Genomic DNA, 17149 nt, shown 5'->3' with positions numbered 1-17149 from the left:
CTACGGCCGGGCCATTTTTGTCTTCACCGAGAAGACGACGAGCAGCACCCAGCCTGCCTCCACAAGAATGCGACTCTCAGCCACGCTCTGGGCGAGCAGGGCAGCGAGGATCAGCAGCGGCAGCAGGGTTGTCGCCGTGAACGGTTGATCGTTGGTGATGCCTGTGCGGGGCCGGTCGACGGCCAAGAACCACGTGCGCAGCAGGGTGGTGGCCACCAGCAGCGCGAAGATGACGAGACCGACGATGCCGATCTGCAGCCAGACATCCAGCCACGCATTGTGGGCCTGCAGGTAGGTGACGCCCTTACGTTCGGCCAGATGCGTGAAAGGTTCGACCCAGGGTGCCCAGTAGCTCACCCAGCCCCAGCCGAATGTGGGGCGCTGCACGGCCAGGTCGATCACGTGCTGCCAGATGGTGATGCGGCCGGTAAGGTCTTCGCTCTTGCCGAAGATCTGCAGAATGCCGTTCCAGGCGACGGCGACGGATGCCACCGATGCCGCCGCCACGACCAGCCCCGTCACGTAGATGGGCAGTCTTTTGTTGGGGCGCGCGGCACGGGTCCAGAGGGCGAAGATGAGCACGACGGCGGTGAAGACGGTGGCGATGATCACGGTGGAGGAGCGCGTGAGGCCGAAGGTGACGACGGCGAGGATGAGCCAGGTGATGCCGCTGCCGCGCCGCACAGTGCGGTCGACCAGCTGCACCCCGAACACGATGAGGGCGAGCAGGGCGCACATGCCCAGCAGGTTGCTGTTGCCGAGGATGCCCTGAATCTGGCCGCCGTGGAAGAGCAGGTCGCGGCTCCAGTAGAAGGCGTTGGGCACCTTTTCGTGGCCGTAGTCGGTGAAGAACGGCAGTACAGGGTGGCGAATGAAGACCGAGACGAACAGTTCGAAGGCCAGGGAGAGTCCGATGATCCAGCGCAGCGAGGCGCTGAGCACGCGCAGGAGCTGCGGCCAGTCGAGGCAGAGTGCCAGCGGCAGTGCGGCGGCCGTTGTGGCCCACTGGGCGGCGAGGCCCAGCGCGGATGCCCCCGGATAGAACGACCACACGAGCGAGACCGTGGCCAGCAGCAGGAACAGGCCAAGCATCGTGGGCATCCGGTGCCAGATGATTCTCCGGCGCTCGCGCACGAGCAGCACCACGCTGGCGATGAGCAGGATGCCGGCGAGCACCCCCCAGCCCCACCAACTGAGCAGATCGCGCCAGAATTCGCCCGCGAGCAGGGTGAAGAGCAGCAGCGAGGCGAACGGAACGAGTGCCGGGTGGGCCCGCGCGGCATCCGCAGCCGTGTCGGCCGCCGCTGTGCCGGCCGCTCGGGCGGGGGTGCTGGGTTCCACGGGCATGCCCCCAGCGTATTCGCCCGGGCCTCCCGCCCCCGCCCGCCCGCCGGAGTTCTTGCCCAAAACGACGGAGAAAGGAGGCTTTTGCGCGCGAAAATGGGGAACGCATCCGCTAACTGTGAAAATGTCCGTCGTTTTGGGCACAGGCCGCAGGTGGGGCGGGCCGGGTGCGGGAGGGGCCGGGGAGCGAGGAACTAGACGAAGGCGGCGTGGCCGGTGAGGGCCCGCCCCACGATGAGGGTGTTCATCTCGCGGGTGCCCTCGTACGAATAGAGCGCCTCGGCGTCGGCGAAGAAGCGCGCCACGTCGTATTCGAGAACGATGCCGTTGCCACCGAGAATCTCGCGGGCATACGCGACGGTCTCGCGCATGCGGCTCGTCGTGAATGCCTTGGCCAGGGCGGAGTGTTCGTCGCTCTGCTCCCCGGCATCGAGCATCGCCGAGACCCGCACGCAGAGCGCGATGCTCGCGGTGATATTGCCCATGCACTTGACCAGCAGATCCTGGATGAGCTGATGCGACGCAATCGGCTTGCCAAACTGTATGCGCTCACGGGCATACTTCAGTGCGGCCTCATAGGCCCCGACCGAAACTCCGACCGCGGCCCACGCCACCTCGGCGCGCGTCTGGCGCAGCACCTTGGCCGTGTCCTTGAACGAGTTGGCATTCTGCAGCCGCAGGCTCTCGGGCACGACCACGTTCTCGAGCGTGATGTCGGCGTTCTGCACCATGCGCAGGCTCTGCTTGCCCTCGATCTTCGTCGCCGTGTATCCGGGAGTTGACGTCGGCACGATGAAGCCCTTGACCTGGTTGTCCTCGGCGCTGCGGGCCCAGATCACGGTGATGTCACTGAACGTCGCGTTGCCGATCCAGCGTTTGGAGCCGTTGAGCACCCAGTTGTCGCCGTCACGGGTCGCGACAGTGCGCAGGCCCTGCGCCGAATCCGACCCCGACAGCGGCTCGGTCAGCCCGAACGCACCGATCGTTTCACCGGATGCCATCTTCGGCAGCCACTTGGCGCGCTGCTCGTCCGATCCGGTGAGGGCTATTGAGCCGAAGGCGAGCCCATTCTGCACGCCCACATAGGTGCTCACGCTGGCATCGACGCGAGAGAGTTCCAGAGCCACCCAGCCGCGAAAAACGGCCGAGTTCTCGAACGCCTGCGTTTCGGCATCCCCGAGCCCGATCACGCCCGCCTTGTGGATGCCGGGAATGATCGACATCGGAAATTCTGCCCGTTCCCAGTACTCGTTCACGAGCGGCTTGACCTCGGTCTCGAGGTGGGCGCGCAGATCGGTGAGAAACGACTTTTCCCGATCGGTGAGGAGGTTCTCGAATCCGTAGAAGTCGCTGGCGAGGGGCTCGAATGCCATGTCTGCTCCATTGCGTGAGGGGCGCCTCAAGGTGACGCGCTGTCGGTGTCGTGGCCGGCCCGGCGGCGCGCATCCGTGGCCCGACCGCTGGGACAGCGTCAGCCTAAGCGCGGTGGTGGCGCGCGCGAAAGCGATTGGTAGTTTGGTCTAACAATCGAAAGGGGCGGGCAACGGATGTTTGTGCGCATCGGCAACACGCCTCGCGACTACGCGTGGGGCTCCACCACCGCGATTTCGGAGCTGTTGGGCACGCCCGCATCGGGAAAGCCGGAGGCCGAGTTGTGGCTGGGGGCGCATGCCGGCTCGCCCAGCCGCGTGCTGTCGCCCGAACAGACGGGCGGGGCAGACGACCTCGCGGCGTGGATCGCTGCGGATCCGATGGCCGCGTTAGGCCAGGGCCACGAGCGACTGCCCTTTCTTCTGAAGGTGCTGGCGGCGGCCGGGCCGCTGTCGTTGCAGGCACATCCGTCATCGGAGCGTGCGGCGGCGGGTTTTGCCGCCGAGAATGCCGCCGGGGTGCCGCTGGATTCGCCGTCGCGTAACTATAAGGACCCGTTCCACAAGCCGGAGCTGATTTACGCGCTGAGCGACCGCTTCGAGGCGCTGTGCGGATTTCGGGAGGTGGGCGAGAGCGTGGCGATCCTTGATCGACTGATCGCGGATGCGGATGCGGGTGCGGGTGCGGGAGCGGGAGCGGGCGCTGGTGCTGCAACGCGTGCTGGTGCTGGTGCCGCCGGTGTGGCGGCTGGTGCCGCGGCGCTCGCGGCGTTCCGGGTGCGGGTGTCGCGGGGTGTGGCATCCGTCGATGCCGCCCGAGAGATGTTGCGCGAGACCGTCGGCTGGCTGCTGGGCGGTGGCGCCGATGTCGAGCCGCTCGTGGACGCCGTGGTCGCGGCATCCGCTCGGCTGGTGGCTGGCGGTGGCGGTGGCTCGCATGATCGCGAGCTGCGCACGGTCGGGGCGCTCGCCGAGGCGTATCCGGGTGACGCCGGCATCGTGCTGTCGCTGCTGCTGAACCGGGTGTCGCTGCGGCGTGGTGAGGCGCTGTATCTGCCGGCGGGCAACATCCATGCCTATCTCGAGGGGCTGGGCGTCGAGCTGATGGCGGCGTCGGACAACGTGCTGCGGGGCGGCCTGACACCGAAGCACATTGATGTGCCGGAATTGCTTGCGGTGCTCGATTTCACGCCGCTTCCCGTGCCGTATATTGCCGCGGTGCATGTCGCGCCCGGAGTTGACGAGTTTCGGCCGGACGTGCCCGATTTCGCGCTGTGGCGTGTCGAGGTGGGGGCGGATGTCGAGGCTGGCAAGGACGGGGCAGGTGCGGGGGGAGGCGCGGACGGTGCGGGCGCCTCGGGCGGCTGGCACGGCGGGGGTGCCGAGGGAGCCGCGGACGGCGTGGATGGTGCTGATGCCGGGGGAGCCGGAGATGCTGCGGATGCCTGGGACGGTGCGGATGCTGCGCTGACGAATGGTGCGTCGGATGCCGGGTTCGTGGCCTCGACAAGCACCGCGGGGATTCCACTCGCCGAGGTGATGGCCGGGTCGCCTGACCTTCTGGTCGTCCCGGCGCCGGTGGTGCCGGATGCACCGCCCGCGACGATTCCGCTGAGGGGAGCCGCGATTGCGCTCTGCGTCGACGGCGCGGTCGAACTCGATGGCGCAACGGGCCTGTGCGTGCTGCGGCGTGGCGAGTCGGTGTACGTGACGCCCCAGGAGGCATCCATCACTGTTTCGGGCGCCGGCGCCGTCTTCTTCGCGACTGCGAACGCGTAGCGCTGCGGCCTTCGCGCGCTCGTGTCCCCGCCCGAGCTTCTTCAAAACGACGGAGTTTGTTGACTGCAGAGCTGATTTTGCGCAGGAATCGGGCGTTGGAGGGCTTTTCTCCGTTGTTTTGGACGGGACGGCACTCAAGGCTGCGCGCAAGGCCCGCCCGTCCTGCACAGGGGGTGCGCGTGACGAGTTGTGCACAGAATGGCAGCAGGTGCGGATGCGCGAGGCGTCGGCTCGGCATGATCGTGACATGCAGTCGATTCTCGAGACGTTCAGAGGCAACGGACTCTTCCTGCGACGGCGCGACCTGCTCGCACTCGGACACAGTGACGCGCAGATCCGGAATGCTCGCCGTGGCGGCGTCATCATGCGCGCCCGACAGGGATGGTATTGCCCCAGCAACGCTCCACCGGATGCGATCCGTGCCGTTCGCGTTGGCGGCCGGCTCACCGGGTTGAGTGCTCTCAAGAGCTACGGGCATTGGACTCCGGAGACTGAAGCGCTGCATGTCACGGTTCCGGCGGATGCGCGCGCCCTGCGCTCGATGAACGACATGAGAGTTCGCCGAAAACCGTCCGACAACCAGAACTGCGTGGTCTCGTGGACCGATCGCGCAGCCGAACGATTCGACCCCTGCGCCTGGCGCGTACCCGTGGTGGATGCCCTCGTGCACGTGCTCCGAACGGCCGAGCGCGTGACGGCGATTGTGTGCCTGGATGCTGCATTGCACGCGAGCGATCAAGGTCTGGAGGGAATCACCTCCGGCCAGCTCGAAGAGATCTTTGCACGGGCGCCACAGCGCGTGCAATCGTGGCGATACGACGTCGACGGCCGGGCAGGCGCCGGAGGCGAGACCGAATTTCGACTCCGTTGCCAGGCGGCTGGTCTTCCCTTTCTCCCTCAGCCCTTTCTGCCGGGTGTGGGCCATGCCGATGGCCAGATCGGCCCACACACCTATGTTGAGATTGACGGCGGCTCGGCGCATGACAACTTCGACGCGATCGAGACGGATCGCGACCGCGACGCAAAGTCGACGGTGCTGGGCACACGCACGCTCAGGATTCGCTACCGCATGTTCCGCGGCAAATGGCATCTCTGCGAGGCGATGTTACGCCAGGCCCTCGCCGAAGACCTCGCGCTCGCGAAAACGACGGTAAAGCGATACGAATCACCGCGATGGCAGGCGCAGAAGGGGTCTTTGGATCGAAAAGTCCGTCGTTTTGTGGAGGGCCGAAGCGGGCACGAGACGTCGAGTGGCGCAGGGAGGCGCAGCGGGGCGAGACGGTAGTGTGGCGGTGGCTGCGAAGCGCGTGGCCGCATCCGTCTCGCCGCAGTGTGACGCGGAGAAGGCGAAGCGGAGGATGCCCATGGCGTGGTTGGTCACCGGAGGAGCGGGCTACATCGGTGCGCATGTCGTGCGGGCGTTTCAGAGCGAAGGCATCGACACCGTCGTTATCGACGACCTCTCGAGCGGGCACGAGTCATTCGTGCCGGCGTCCGTGCCCTTTGTGCGAGGCACGATTCTCGATCGCCCGCTGCTGGATGCGACGCTGCGCGACCACGACATCACCGGCGTCGTGCACGTGGCCGGCTTCAAATACGCCGGTGTCTCGGTGCAGCGACCGTTGCATACGTACGAACAGAACGTGACGGGCACGTCTACGCTGCTTGCGGCGATGCAGGATGCGGGTATTAGCGAGATCGTGTTCTCGTCGAGTGCCGCTGTCTATGGCACCCCGGATGCGGATCTGGTGACCGAGGACACCCCCAAGAACCCGCAGTCCCCGTATGGCGAGTCGAAGCTGATCGGCGAGTGGTTGCTGCGCGACCAGGCAGTCGCGGCCGGGTTGCGGCACACCAGCCTGCGTTATTTCAATGTGGTCGGGTCCGGAACCCCCGAGCTCTCCGATACGAGCCCCCATAACCTGTTCCCGCTGGTCTTCGATGCGCTCGTGGCAGGCAGGGCGCCCCGCATTAACGGCATCGACTATCCGACCCCGGATGGCACCTGCGTGCGTGACTACATCCACGTCGCCGACCTCGCCGTATCGCACGTGGCCGCGGCCAAACGCCTCGACGGCGGCGAGTCGATCGAGGCCGTGTACAACCTCGGAAGTGGCGATGGCGTCTCCGTGGGCGAGATCATGTCCACGGTCGCCGTCGTGACGGGAATTTCGTTTACCCCAGAAGTGGGGCCGCGGCGGGCCGGCGATCCCGCGCGGATCGTCGCATCCGGTGAACTCGCGGCCCGCGACCTCGACTGGCGGATGCGACACTCGCTCGCCGAGATGGTCTCCAGCGCGTGGGCGGCGCGCCAGGCCGTCCGCTAGGGCAGACCGACCGCGCCCGGCCTGGGCGAGCTGCGCTTGGCGAGTCCGCTGGCGCTCCCACCGCTCCTCCGCCCAAAAACGACGGAGAATGTGGCTTCCGCCGCAAAAAAGCGCGCTGAATACCCGCGAATTACGTGTATCCCCGTCGTTTTGGATCGCGCCGTGGCGACGGGAGGGGTCGCAGGGGACGGGGTGGTGCGCCGAACGAAAACGACGGAGAAAGAGGCGGATCGCGATGCGAAACGCAGCAAATACGCTCACGCGAGCAAAACATCCGTCGTTTTGGGACAACGGCACGGGGGTGGAAGTGATGGTCGTGGCGCGAATGTTGTAGAGCTGCGGCGCGTCGCAAACTCTCTATCGCAAGTTGAGGCTTTACGATTCGCGACTTGACGCGACTGAACTACACCGGTGTAATTACTAACAACGCGTTTGCCGTTGTAAACGCAAGACATGGGTGGGAGATCGATATGGCTATACCTGAATATCGCTCTGGGGTACCCGATGACTGGTTCATTGATCCTGTCCGGTTGGGGGTGCCTGGGGTTCGTTCCGTCACCGACGACGAGAACCCGTTGGCATGGCAGTCCGATTCGCTGTGTGCGCAGACGGATCCCGAAGCGTTCTTCCCCGAAAAGGGCGGATCGACGCGGGATGCCAAGAAGATCTGTGCCTCCTGCGAGGTCAAGTCGCAGTGCCTTGAGTATGCACTGGCGAACGATGAGCGTTTTGGAATCTGGGGCGGCCTCTCGGAGCGGGAGCGGCGCAAGCTGCGCAAACGCGCCGTCTAGCGTGACGCGGCGCGAACCGTGTCGAGGCATCTCGATGCGCGACACCCGCGCAGCCTGAGCGGCGATTCGCCGGGGGCAACCTAGGCTTGCCCCGATGTATCCGAGAGTCACCGCGATTGTTGTCGCCCGCAATGGCGGCGAGCACCTGACGCGAACGCTCGACGCCCTGAAAGCCCAAAGCAGGCAGCCGGATGTCGTGGTCGCCGTCATGTGCTCGGCCAGCGACGATTCCGCCGCTGTTCTTGCGAATTACTCGCTGACCCAGATCGTCTCTGTGCGCGAAACGCTGCCGTTCGGCGCGGCGGTGGCGACGGGCCTGCGCTCGGTCGGGCAGGCCGTCTCCGATCACGAGTGGCTCTGGCTGCTGGCGCAGGACACCGCACCCGAGCCTCGTGCACTCGAAATGCTTCTCGCGGCGGTCGAGGTGTCGCCATCGGTCGCGGTGGCGGGGCCGAAGCTGGTCGACTGGAACGAACCGAGCACACTGCGCGGCCTCGGCGAGGCGATGACGCCGCTCGGCGCATCCGTGCCCCTGGTCGAGGACGAACTCGACCAGGCGCAGCACGACGGGCTGAGCGACGTGCTGGCAGTGGCGCCCGGCGGCATGCTCGTGCGACACACGCTGTGGGAGCGGCTGGGCGGCTTCGACCCGGGCCTTCCCCTCGTTGACGACGGCCTCGATTTCTGTGTGCGCGTGCGTCTGGCCGGATCTCGGGTCGTGCTTGTTCCCGCCGCGCGCGTGGGGTTCGCTGCCGACGGCGTTGCGGGGCCGAGCCGCTCCACGAAGGGCAGAAATCGTCGGCGACTCTTCCGTGTGCGCCGCGCCGCGCAGCTGCACCGGCGCATGGCATACGCGCCCGCCGCCGCCGTGCCGTTGCATTGGCTGTCCCTGGTGCCGCTCGCCATCGCTCGCTCGCTCGCTCGCCTGGTGCGCAAGGAGCCCGGCGCCATCATCGGTGAACTCGCGGCAGCTTTCGCCACCGCGTTCAATGCGGTGAGCACCACTTCCGCACGCCGTGCCATCGCCCGGAGTAAGGTCGTCGGCTTTGCCGCCGTCAAGCCGCTGCGCATTCCGCATGCCGAGGAGCGTCGGGCACGCGCGCTGAAGCGCGAGGCCGCTCTGCTGCGCTATCGCGGAGAAAAGAAGGAGTTGCGGTTCTTCTCGGGCGGTGGAGTCTGGGTCGTTCTGGTCATGGCCGTCATCGGCGTGGCGCTGAGCGTTCCGCTTCTCGGCACATCCGTTCTGACCGGCGGATCCCTGCTGCCGCTTTCCGGCAGCGTCGCCGCCCTCTGGGATCATGTGGGCTACGGATGGCGCGACATCGGCCTCGGATTCGTCGGCGCGGCGGATCCGTTCAGTGCCGTGCTTGCCGTTCTCGGCTCGCTGACCTTCTGGCAGCCGTCGTTCTCTCTGACGATCGTGTGGATTGCCGCGCTGCCTCTGGCCGCCCTCGGCGCCTGGATCGCCGCGAGCCGCGTCACCGACCGAATGGGCCTGCGTGCGACCGCCGCCGTCGTGTGGGCTCTCGCGCCGAGCCTGTTGCTGGGGTTGCAGACGGGCCGGCCATCCGCGGTTCTGGTGCACCTGCTGCTGCCCTGGCTGTTCTTCGCCGGCGTTTCGGCGTCACGATCGTGGGCGGCTGCGGCGACCACGGCGATTCTTGCGGCCGCGACGCTGGCCTGCGCACCTTCGCTGGGGCCGGCGCTGATCGTGCTCTGGATCGTGAGCCTCGTGCTGGCGGGCCGCCATATTGCGCGGCTCATCGTGATGCCCCTGCCGGCGCTGGCGCTCTTCGCGCCGCTCGTGTGGCAGCAGGGCGCCGTAGGCAACTGGCTGGCGCTCATGGCGGATCCCGCGGTTCCACTCGCCAGTAACCGACCTCACGCCTGGGAGCTTGTCAGCGGGTTCCCGGATGCCTCGCTCGGCGGCTGGGCGCAGTTCCTGTCCGAACATTCACTATCCGGCGTCGCTCCCGTGTTCATCGTGCCCATCCTGCTGATCCCGCTCGGGGTGTTGGCACTCCTGGCCATGTTCCTGCGCGGGTCGGCTCGTGCGATGCTCAGTCTCGGCGTGGCACTGCTCGGCTTCCTGACGGCCATTGCTGCCGGCCAGCTGGCCGTCGCGACGGTCGGCTCGGCATCCGTTGCGGTGTGGGCGGGGGCAGGGCTGAGCCTCTACTGGCTCGGGCTGGTCGGGGCGGCCACTATCGGGCTCGGCGCTCTCGGTCGCGCGGCGCTGGTGCCCGCGTGGGTCGTCGTCGTTGCGGTTGCCGTCGCCATCACCCCCGCGGCCATCAGCCTGCCGCTCGGCACAACCGTCGTCGCAGGCGGTGACGGGCGCACCTTGCCCGCCGTCGTGACAGCGGATGCCGCCACAAACCCGCGCATCGGAACGTTGCGCCTGACCCCACAAGCTGACGGCGGCATCGCTGCGGAGTTGCTTCGCGGAACGGGCAACACCCTGGACAGCCAAAGCACCCTGCTGAGTACCCGGGAGGGTGCGGGATCGGGCGAGCGCGCGCTCGCGTCCCTGGCCGGCAATCTCGCCTCGCAGAGCGGGCAGGACCCGTCTGAGCAGCTGTCCCGGCTGGGCATCGGATTCGTACTGCTCGCGCCGGCCGCGCACGCGGCGCACGAGGACCCCAGTCGTGAGGCCGTGGCGACGAGCACGCGGGCATCCACTGCTCTCACGGCCAACGCGCACCTGGCCGACGTGGCCGAGACTGGCTACGGTGCGCTGTTCAGCTTCGATGCCGGTGACGAGAAGGCGATTCCTGCCGCCGCACGTATTCCCCCGGATGCCGGTGGCGCGGCGCGCCCGCTGTCGCTCGTTGTGCTCGGTGTGATCTTCGGAATTTTCCTGCTGCTGGCGCTTCCGACCGGTCGCGTGACCGAGTTCACCGAGCCGCGCCGCGGCCGGCCCCGCTCGCGCGCCGCCGCGTCGCCGAAGGGCTCGCCGCCGCCCGACCCGGTGGAGCCCTCCGTCCCGTCCCCGGCCGTGCCGTCGAAAACGACGGAGAAAAGCGATGAAGGGTCGAGCGATCCTTCAATAACGGACGAAAAAACAGATAGTTCCGTCGTTTTGGAACGAGGCCGGGGAGAGGCGGACGCTCCGGATGCCGCGGGCGAGCCGCGCGCATCCGCTTCTGCAGGCGTCGACCTGAGCCCGGTCCCGTCCAAAACGACGGAGACAGAGGCGGATGCGCGTGCTCAAGCCTCGTCAGATGCGCACAGCGCCAATAATTCCGTCGTTTTCGACGAGCACGGTCGGGGGGACGAACGCGGCCACGGCCGCGAGAGCCCAGGGGCGGGCGAGAGCCACGCGGCGGGGGAGAGCGGGGGCGAACGTGTCGACTAGACAGGGCATCGTGCGCGGGAGCGCGCGCGCGGTCACCGGTGTCGTGGGCATCGCCGTCGCGGCGGCGGCCGTCGCGGTGGCGCTCTGGGTACCCCTGCCCTCCCACACCGTCGCGCCACCGGCGGTGAAGGTCACGCCCGTTCCGACTGACCAGGCACGCGTGTGCCCCGGGCCGATCCTGGCGCTTGCGGCCGACTCGAGCAACGCCGCAGCGGCATCCGCATTCGGAACGCCGGCGACGGTCGCCGGCGCCAGAACAGACGCCGGAGCCGCCACGGGCACCGGAACAGAAACCGGTGCCGAACAGGCGAATCCGCAGAGGAAGGCGCTCAAGACCGGAGGCAGCAGCTCCCACAACGGCGCGCCGCTGCTGATCACCGTTCCGGTGGCCCCCGGCGCGACCCGGCCGCCGCTCATCGTCGGCAGCCAGAGCCAGCGGGCAACCCAGGAGGATCTGAGCGGGCTCGCGGCAGCGGCCTGCGACGACGCCTCCGCAGACAGCTGGCTGGTCGCCGGAGCCACCAGCCTCGGCCAGACCAGCCTGGTGCTCCTCACCAATCCGGGCGCGGCGCTCGCCACCGTCGACCTCACCGTCTACGGCGAATCCGGTCCGGTGAGCGCCCCCGGCGGAACCGGCATCTCGGTGCCCGCCGGCGCGCAGAAGATCGTGCCGCTCGCGGGGCTGGCGCCATCCGTCAGTGCCCCCGTCGTGCACGTGCAGACCCATGGGGGCCGCGTGCTGGCTACCATGCAGCAGAGCGTCGTTCAGGGCATCGAACCGGGCGGCGTCGAGATGACCGCCGCGACGGGCGCTCCCTCAACCCACCAGCAGATCGCCGGGATGATGGTGCGCACGCTGTCCGCCCTGAAGGCCAGCCAGTCCAGCGAGGGCTACGGCAGCAACCTCCCCGCCCTGCGAGTGCTCGTGCCCGGCAGCAAGCCGGCCCAGGTGAGTGTCGGCGTTGTAGGCGAGACCGGCACGGCCACCGGCGACGCCTACACTGCCACGCTGAAGCCAGGCGTGGTCACCGAGATCCCGCTCGACGCACTCAGCGACGGCAACTACACGCTCGATGTCACCTCCGATCAGCCGATCGTTGCCGCCGCGCGCACCTCGACGGCAAGCGCCACCGCAAAAGACTTCGCCTGGTTCACGGCGTCTTCACCACTGTCGGATGCCTTCCTCGCGCCGATCAGCGCCGGCCCCGGTGCCACGCTGCATCTGCTCAACACCGCGACGACGGATGCCGCGCTCACCATCACCTCGCGGGCGGGCGTCGCGCAGAAGGTCACGGTGCCTGCTGGCGCCGGCACGAGCGTCGCGCTCCCGACCGCGGGGGTGTACGCGGTGGCTGGCGCCGCGGGCCTCGTCGCCTCGGTCGGATACAGCGGCGACGGCCAGCTCGCGTCATTCGCCCTGCAGCCTGCCGCGCCGCTGGCGAGTGCCATCACGGTGTATCCGCGGTAGACGCGTGGCGCGCCGGATACCGGCCGGCCACGCCTAGAAGCGCCTGAACCGCTCGGGCGTCAAGGTTCAGCGTTGCGTAGGCCGCATTGCGGCCCCGTCCCGTGCTTAGAAGTGGCGAAATCTCTCGGGAGCCAAATCCCACGGGTCCTTGCCGAGCAACTCGGCGACGGCACGGAAAACGCAACTCTCCACGAGCATCCGCTGGTGCAGTTCGTCGTTGCGGTGCAGCTTGCTGAGCCGCTGGATCGGCACCCTGTAGAGAATCACGGTGTGGGTCTGCGGGTCGACCCGCCAGCGCTCGACCCCGCGCGGATCCGTGGTCGAGATCGGTGCCGAGGCCACCTCGAAGCGCACCTGCGCCAGGTCTGTCGGCCAGAGCCCCTTGAGGTAGTCGGCGGTGGATGCCACGGTCGACTCGAACAAGTCGATGCGGCTGTGCAGCATGGGCAGGTGGGGTCCGGTGACGGGGCCTCGTGCGCCGTGTCCGTGCCTGCTGCGCCACGCGCTGCGCGGGGACGGCTCGACGCTGGCATGACGGGAACGGGGCATGTCGACATCCTACGGCGGAAGGGCTCGGGATAGTCTGGAGGGCGATGCCGAATCGTCCGTGTTCCCGAGCCGCGTGCAGCAACGATGCCGTCTCCACGTTGACCTATGTGTACGCGGATTCGATGGCCGTGCTCGGGCCGCTCAGCATGGCGCACGAGCCACACAGCTACGATCTGTGCACCGTTCATGCCGAGCGTCTTTCCGCCCCGAAGGGCTGGCAGGTGGTGCGCCACTCGGTGCTCGGTGAGAGCGGTTTCGGGGCATGAGCTCGTCGGCCCGCAGCATTCGGGCCCAGCTGAATGCCGTCGTCAAGAGCTATGACGTACGCGGACTCGTCGGCGAATCACTGACGGCTGAGATCGTGACGGCCATCGCGGCGGGTTTCGTCGACGAGGTCGGGGCGGCGGGCGGCGACGTTGTGGTCGGCCATGACATGCGTGACTCCTCGCCGGAGTTCGCGGCGGCATTCGCGGCAGGAGCACAGGCCCGCGGTGCCAACGTGGTGTCGATCGGGCTGTGCTCCACGGACGAGTCGTACTACGCATCCGGCATTCTGAACGCCCCCTCGGCGATGTTCACAGCCAGTCACAACCCTGCAACGTACAACGGCATCAAGCTGGCTCGTGCGGGTGCGCAGGGCATCAGCATGCAGACCGGGCTGGGCACCATTCGCGACAGGGCGGAGGCGTATCTCACCGATGGCCTTGTCTCGACTCCGGCCCCGGGAACGTTCCGCGAGCAGAATGTGCTGGCCGGATACGCCGGGTACCTGCGCTCTCTCGTCGACCTCAGCGGCATCCGCCCCGTCACCGTTGTGGTGGATGCCGGCAATGGCATGGGCGGGCTCACCGTTCCCGCCGTGCTCGAAGAGGCTGCCGGGCTGCCCGCGCTGCCGCTCACGGTCATCCCCCTGTATTTCGAACTCGACGGATCTTTTCCCAACCACGAGGCGAACCCGCTCGAGCCCTCGAATCTTGTCGACCTGCAGAAGGCGGTGGTGCAGCACGGCGCCGACCTGGGGTTGGCGTTCGACGGCGACGCCGACCGCTGCTTCGTCGTAGACGAGCTCGGCCGGGCCGTCACCCCCTCGGCCGTCGCGGCGATAGTCGCCCTGCGGGAGATCACGCGCGTGCGTGCCGCCGATCCGGATGCGGAGATCACCGTGCTGCACAACGTGATCACGTCGAATATCGTTGCCGAGACGATCGAGGCGGCTGGAGCCACCGCGATTCGCACCAAGGTGGGGCATTCGCTCATCAAGGATGAGATGCGGGCCACCGGCGCGATCTTCGGTGGGGAGCACTCGGCGCACTATTATTTTCGCGACTTCTGGAGTGCGGACAACGGCATGCTCGCCGCGATGCACCTGCTCGCCGAGTTCGGCACGCAGGATGCGCCGCTCTCGCAGCTTGCCGAGCGCTTCGATCCGTACGCGGGCTCGGGCGAGATCAATTCAACCGTTGCGGATGTTCCGGCCGCGTATACGCGTATCGTCGAGGCGTATTCGTCCATCGCCGATCTCGACGAATTCGATGGACTGACCGTCACCGGCATGGTGAGCCCCGATGAGCCGTTCTGGTGGTTCAGCGTGCGCCCCTCCAACACGGAGCCGTTGCTGCGCCTGAACGTCGAGGCCGCGGACCAGCCCACGATGGCACGCATCCGCGACCACGTGCTGGCGCTCATTCGCGCGTAGGCCTCCACGCACAGCAGCGCGGTGATGCGAGAATAGACGCATGACTCTTGCCGCTTCCCCCGACACGACCGCGCTCGCATATAAGGTCGCCGACCTTTCGCTGGCACCCGCGGGCCGCCACCAGCTGCGCCTGGCCGAGAACGAGATGCCCGGCCTCATGGCCCTGCGCACCGAGTTCGGCGAATCCCAGCCGCTCGCCGGAGCGCGCATCGCCGGCAGCCTGCACATGACCGTGCAGACCGCGGTGCTCATCGAGACGCTCGTCGCCCTCGGCGCCGAGGTGCGCTGGGCCAGCTGCAACATTTTCTCCACGCAAGACGAAGCCGCGGCGGCCGTTGTCGTCGGGCCGAACGGAACGGTTGACGCGCCCGCGGGCGTGCCGGTCTTCGCCTGGAAGGGCGAGAGCCTGGAGGAGTACTGGTGGTGCACCCAGCAGATCTTCGACTGGTCGGCTGAAGCCAAAAGCTCCGGTGCCGACTGGATCGGCCCCAACCTGATTCTCGACGATGGCGGCGACGCCACCATGCTGGTGCATCTCGGTCGCGACTTCGAAGAGGCCGGCGCTGTTCCGGATGCGGCCGACGGCGACTCCCACGAATACCGCGTGGTTCTCGAGGCGCTTCGGGAGTCGCTGAAGGCATCCGGCGACCGCTGGACGCGGATTGCCGCGGAGATCGGCGGTGTCACCGAGGAGACCACGACCGGCGTGCACCGCCTGTACGAGCTGGCGCGCGACGGCAAGCTGCTGTTCCCGGCGATCAACGTGAACGACTCGGTCACCAAGAGCAAGTTCGACAACAAGTACGGCATTCGGCACTCGCTGCCCGACGGGCTGAACCGCGCCACCGATGTACTCATCGGCGGCAAGGTGGTGTTCGTTGTCGGGTACGGCGACGTGGGCAAGGGGGCCGCCGAGGCGCTGCGCGGCCAGGGTGCTCGGGTGATCGTGAGCGAGGTCGACCCGATCAACGCCCTGCAGGCGGCCATGGACGGTTTTCAGGTGGCGCGTCTCGAGTCCGTGGTGGGCGAGGTGGACATCTTCGTCTCGTGCACGGGCAACCTCAACGTGATCACGCTCGAGCACATCCTGGCGATGAAGCACTTGGCGATCGTCTCCAACGTTGGCCACTTCGACAACGAGATCGACATGGCCGGCCTCGAGGCGCTGGCCGGTGTCGAGAAGGTGGAGATCAAGCCGCAGGTGCACGAATGGCGGCTGCCGAACGGCCGGTCGGTGCTGGTGCTCTCTGAGGGGCGGCTGATGAACCTGGGCAACGCCACGGGGCATCCGTCGTTCGTGATGAGCAATTCGTTCACCAACCAGGTGCTCGCACAGATCGAGCTGTATGTGTCGCCCGAGAACTACCCGGTTGGCGTGTACGTACTGCCCAAGCACCTCGACGAGAAGGTGGCGCGGCTGCACCTGGACGCCCTCGGCGTCGAGCTGACGACGCTCAGCGCGGAGCAGGCCGCCTACATCGGCGTGCCGGTCGAGGGCCCATACAAGGTCGACCACTACCGCTACTGACCCGCCTCGGGCGGGCGGCGAGGCGTGGGTCAGCGGGACGGGAAGGCGTGCGGAAGCTCGGTGAGCACCGGCGCGAGGCGCGACATCCGCTCGGCCTCGAGGCGCAGCGCGGCGGTGTCGCGCTCGCGACGCAGCGCAGCCACCCCCGCAAGAAAGAGTTCGGCGTCCACCGCGGACCCACTCGACGGGAGTGGCAACGGCGCCACGAACGCGGATGCCTCCCCGGCCAGCTCCACAGCTAACCCGGCCCGAGCGAGAGGCGTGAGTTGCGCCGCCTGATGCAAATACGCGGCGATGCGGCGCGAGAGGCGGTCGGGCAGCCGCGCGACATCCGCAATCGTCGCCCACTGCGTGAGCGGCTCGGGCACCCCGTATATGACGTCGTTAATGCGCGGCACGCGCTCGTGCTGGCTGTAGGTTCCGGCGAGCAGGTCGCCGAGCCGCTTCGAGCGGCCGTTGAGCAGCGCGGCTATCGCGGCAAGCCCGCCGAAGGTCATGAAGATCTCGAGAACCCCGGTGAGCGCGCGAATGAATGCGTGCCGAAACTGGGTGGCGCCTCCGTCGTCGCGCACGATACGTGCGCCCACCGCCCATTTGCCCAGTGACCGGCCCCGGGAGGCGATCTCAACCGTCATCGGAACTATCACGAGGGCGAACACCAGGCTGATCGTGACGAGCGCCGTCTGCAACGCCGTGTCGAGGCCGCCGCCGAGAAACAGGATCGCCAGCACGAGTCCCACCAGCAGCGCCACGTACGCCAGCCAATCGATCATTGATCCGGCCGCGCGCAGAATGAAGCTCGCGGGCCGAACGTCGAGCGCGACGGCCTCGCCGGTCATCAACTCGTTCTCGGAGCCGTCATCCATGCCGGAGAACCCGGGCGCGCCGCTGTCGCCCAGACCCGGCACTTCGGGCGCACCGCTGTCGACCATGGATATC

Annotated in this window: 13 protein-coding genes; 9 read left to right on the top strand and 4 right to left on the bottom strand. The window is 67.7% G+C overall.

Features of this window, described 5'->3' with window-relative positions; all coding sequences use genetic code 11:
- The gene (locus tag ASC63_RS00475; protein WP_055808706.1) at positions 1-1347 is read right to left on the bottom strand and encodes an O-antigen ligase family protein; all 1347 of its coding nucleotides are present in this window, start codon (positions 1345-1347) and stop codon (positions 1-3) included.
- A 191-nt stretch (positions 1348-1538) separates the two neighbouring features.
- Positions 1539-2717: an acyl-CoA dehydrogenase family protein gene (locus ASC63_RS00470; RefSeq protein WP_055808704.1), complete on the bottom strand. Its 1179-nt coding sequence runs from the start codon at positions 2715-2717 to the stop codon at positions 1539-1541.
- A gap of 174 nt (positions 2718-2891) precedes the next feature.
- On the opposite strand from ASC63_RS00470, the gene manA reads away from it, so the two are divergent.
- From manA to ASC63_RS00440, 6 genes are all read left to right on the top strand, one after another.
- Positions 2892-4493 carry a mannose-6-phosphate isomerase, class I gene (gene manA / locus ASC63_RS00465; protein ID WP_055808702.1) on the top strand — a complete coding sequence of 534 codons (1602 nt, stop codon included), beginning with the start codon at positions 2892-2894 and terminating at the stop codon, positions 4491-4493.
- 247 nt (positions 4494-4740) lie between these two features.
- Complete coding sequence (locus ASC63_RS00460; RefSeq protein ID WP_157487526.1) at positions 4741-5778, top strand: hypothetical protein; 1038 nt, start codon at positions 4741-4743, stop codon at positions 5776-5778.
- Between the two features lie 79 nt (positions 5779-5857).
- Complete coding sequence (galE, locus tag ASC63_RS00455; protein WP_055814534.1) at positions 5858-6820, top strand: UDP-glucose 4-epimerase GalE; 963 nt, start codon at positions 5858-5860, stop codon at positions 6818-6820.
- 470 nt (positions 6821-7290) lie between these two features.
- Complete coding sequence (locus ASC63_RS00450) at positions 7291-7611, top strand: WhiB family transcriptional regulator (protein WP_082486945.1); 321 nt, start codon at positions 7291-7293, stop codon at positions 7609-7611.
- A 94-nt stretch (positions 7612-7705) separates the two neighbouring features.
- The gene (locus tag ASC63_RS00445; RefSeq protein ID WP_055808696.1) at positions 7706-10969 is read left to right on the top strand and encodes a glycosyltransferase; all 3264 of its coding nucleotides are present in this window, start codon (positions 7706-7708) and stop codon (positions 10967-10969) included.
- Complete coding sequence (locus tag ASC63_RS00440; RefSeq protein ID WP_082486942.1) at positions 10959-12437, top strand: DUF5719 family protein; 1479 nt, start codon at positions 10959-10961, stop codon at positions 12435-12437. The genes ASC63_RS00445 and ASC63_RS00440 overlap by 11 nt, the downstream gene beginning before the upstream one ends.
- Positions 12438-12542: 105 nt before the next feature.
- Here ASC63_RS00440 and ASC63_RS00435 read toward each other — a convergent pair whose 3' ends face one another.
- Positions 12543-12986 carry a metallopeptidase family protein gene (locus ASC63_RS00435; RefSeq protein ID WP_055808692.1) on the bottom strand — a complete coding sequence of 148 codons (444 nt, stop codon included), beginning with the start codon at positions 12984-12986 and terminating at the stop codon, positions 12543-12545.
- Positions 12987-13030: 44 nt separating this feature from the next.
- Here ASC63_RS00435 and ASC63_RS00430 point away from each other — a divergent pair, with 44 nt between their 5' ends.
- From ASC63_RS00430 to ahcY, 3 genes are read left to right on the top strand one after another with little or no spacing between them, the layout of a single operon-like run.
- Positions 13031-13252 carry a DUF3499 family protein gene (locus ASC63_RS00430; RefSeq protein WP_055808691.1) on the top strand — a complete coding sequence of 74 codons (222 nt, stop codon included), beginning with the start codon at positions 13031-13033 and terminating at the stop codon, positions 13250-13252.
- Positions 13249-14682: a phosphomannomutase/phosphoglucomutase gene (locus tag ASC63_RS00425; protein ID WP_055808689.1), complete on the top strand. Its 1434-nt coding sequence runs from the start codon at positions 13249-13251 to the stop codon at positions 14680-14682. The genes ASC63_RS00430 and ASC63_RS00425 overlap by 4 nt, the downstream gene beginning before the upstream one ends.
- Positions 14683-14722: 40 nt before the next feature.
- A complete protein-coding gene (ahcY, locus tag ASC63_RS00420) occupies positions 14723-16210 on the top strand; it encodes an adenosylhomocysteinase (RefSeq protein ID WP_055808687.1) in 1488 nt (495 codons plus the stop codon).
- Between the two features lie 29 nt (positions 16211-16239).
- Here the strand turns inward: ahcY and ASC63_RS00415 are convergent, their stop codons facing one another.
- A complete protein-coding gene (locus ASC63_RS00415; RefSeq protein WP_055808685.1) occupies positions 16240-17142 on the bottom strand; it encodes an RDD family protein in 903 nt (300 codons plus the stop codon).
- Positions 17143-17149 lie beyond the last annotated feature (7 nt).

Source organism: Leifsonia sp. Root112D2, from assembly GCF_001424905.1.
Lineage (GTDB): Bacteria > Actinomycetota > Actinomycetes > Actinomycetales > Microbacteriaceae > Root112D2.
The sequence above is the reverse complement of the archived record's forward strand: the minus strand, read 5'-3'. Positions and strand labels throughout refer to the sequence as shown.

Excerpts from the sequence above, each read along its gene's own strand:
- ahcY (WP_055808687.1), top strand. The coding sequence starts at position 14,723 with ATGACTCTTGCCGCTTCCCCCGACACGACCGCGCTCGCATATAAGGTC.
- ASC63_RS00475 (WP_055808706.1), bottom strand. The coding sequence starts at position 1,347 with ATGCCCGTGGAACCCAGCACCCCCGCCCGAGCGGCCGGCACAGCGGCG.
- ASC63_RS00470 (WP_055808704.1), bottom strand. The coding sequence starts at position 2,717 with ATGGCATTCGAGCCCCTCGCCAGCGACTTCTACGGATTCGAGAACCTC.
- ASC63_RS00450 (WP_082486945.1), top strand. The coding sequence starts at position 7,291 with ATGGCTATACCTGAATATCGCTCTGGGGTACCCGATGACTGGTTCATT.
- ASC63_RS00435 (WP_055808692.1), bottom strand. The coding sequence starts at position 12,986 with ATGCCCCGTTCCCGTCATGCCAGCGTCGAGCCGTCCCCGCGCAGCGCG.
- ASC63_RS00445 (WP_055808696.1), top strand. The coding sequence starts at position 7,706 with ATGTATCCGAGAGTCACCGCGATTGTTGTCGCCCGCAATGGCGGCGAG.
- galE (WP_055814534.1), top strand. The coding sequence starts at position 5,858 with ATGGCGTGGTTGGTCACCGGAGGAGCGGGCTACATCGGTGCGCATGTC.
- ASC63_RS00430 (WP_055808691.1), top strand. The coding sequence starts at position 13,031 with ATGCCGAATCGTCCGTGTTCCCGAGCCGCGTGCAGCAACGATGCCGTC.
- manA (WP_055808702.1), top strand. The coding sequence starts at position 2,892 with ATGTTTGTGCGCATCGGCAACACGCCTCGCGACTACGCGTGGGGCTCC.
- ASC63_RS00425 (WP_055808689.1), top strand. The coding sequence starts at position 13,249 with ATGAGCTCGTCGGCCCGCAGCATTCGGGCCCAGCTGAATGCCGTCGTC.
- ASC63_RS00415 (WP_055808685.1), bottom strand. The coding sequence starts at position 17,142 with ATGGTCGACAGCGGTGCGCCCGAAGTGCCGGGTCTGGGCGACAGCGGC.
- ASC63_RS00460 (WP_157487526.1), top strand. The coding sequence starts at position 4,741 with ATGCAGTCGATTCTCGAGACGTTCAGAGGCAACGGACTCTTCCTGCGA.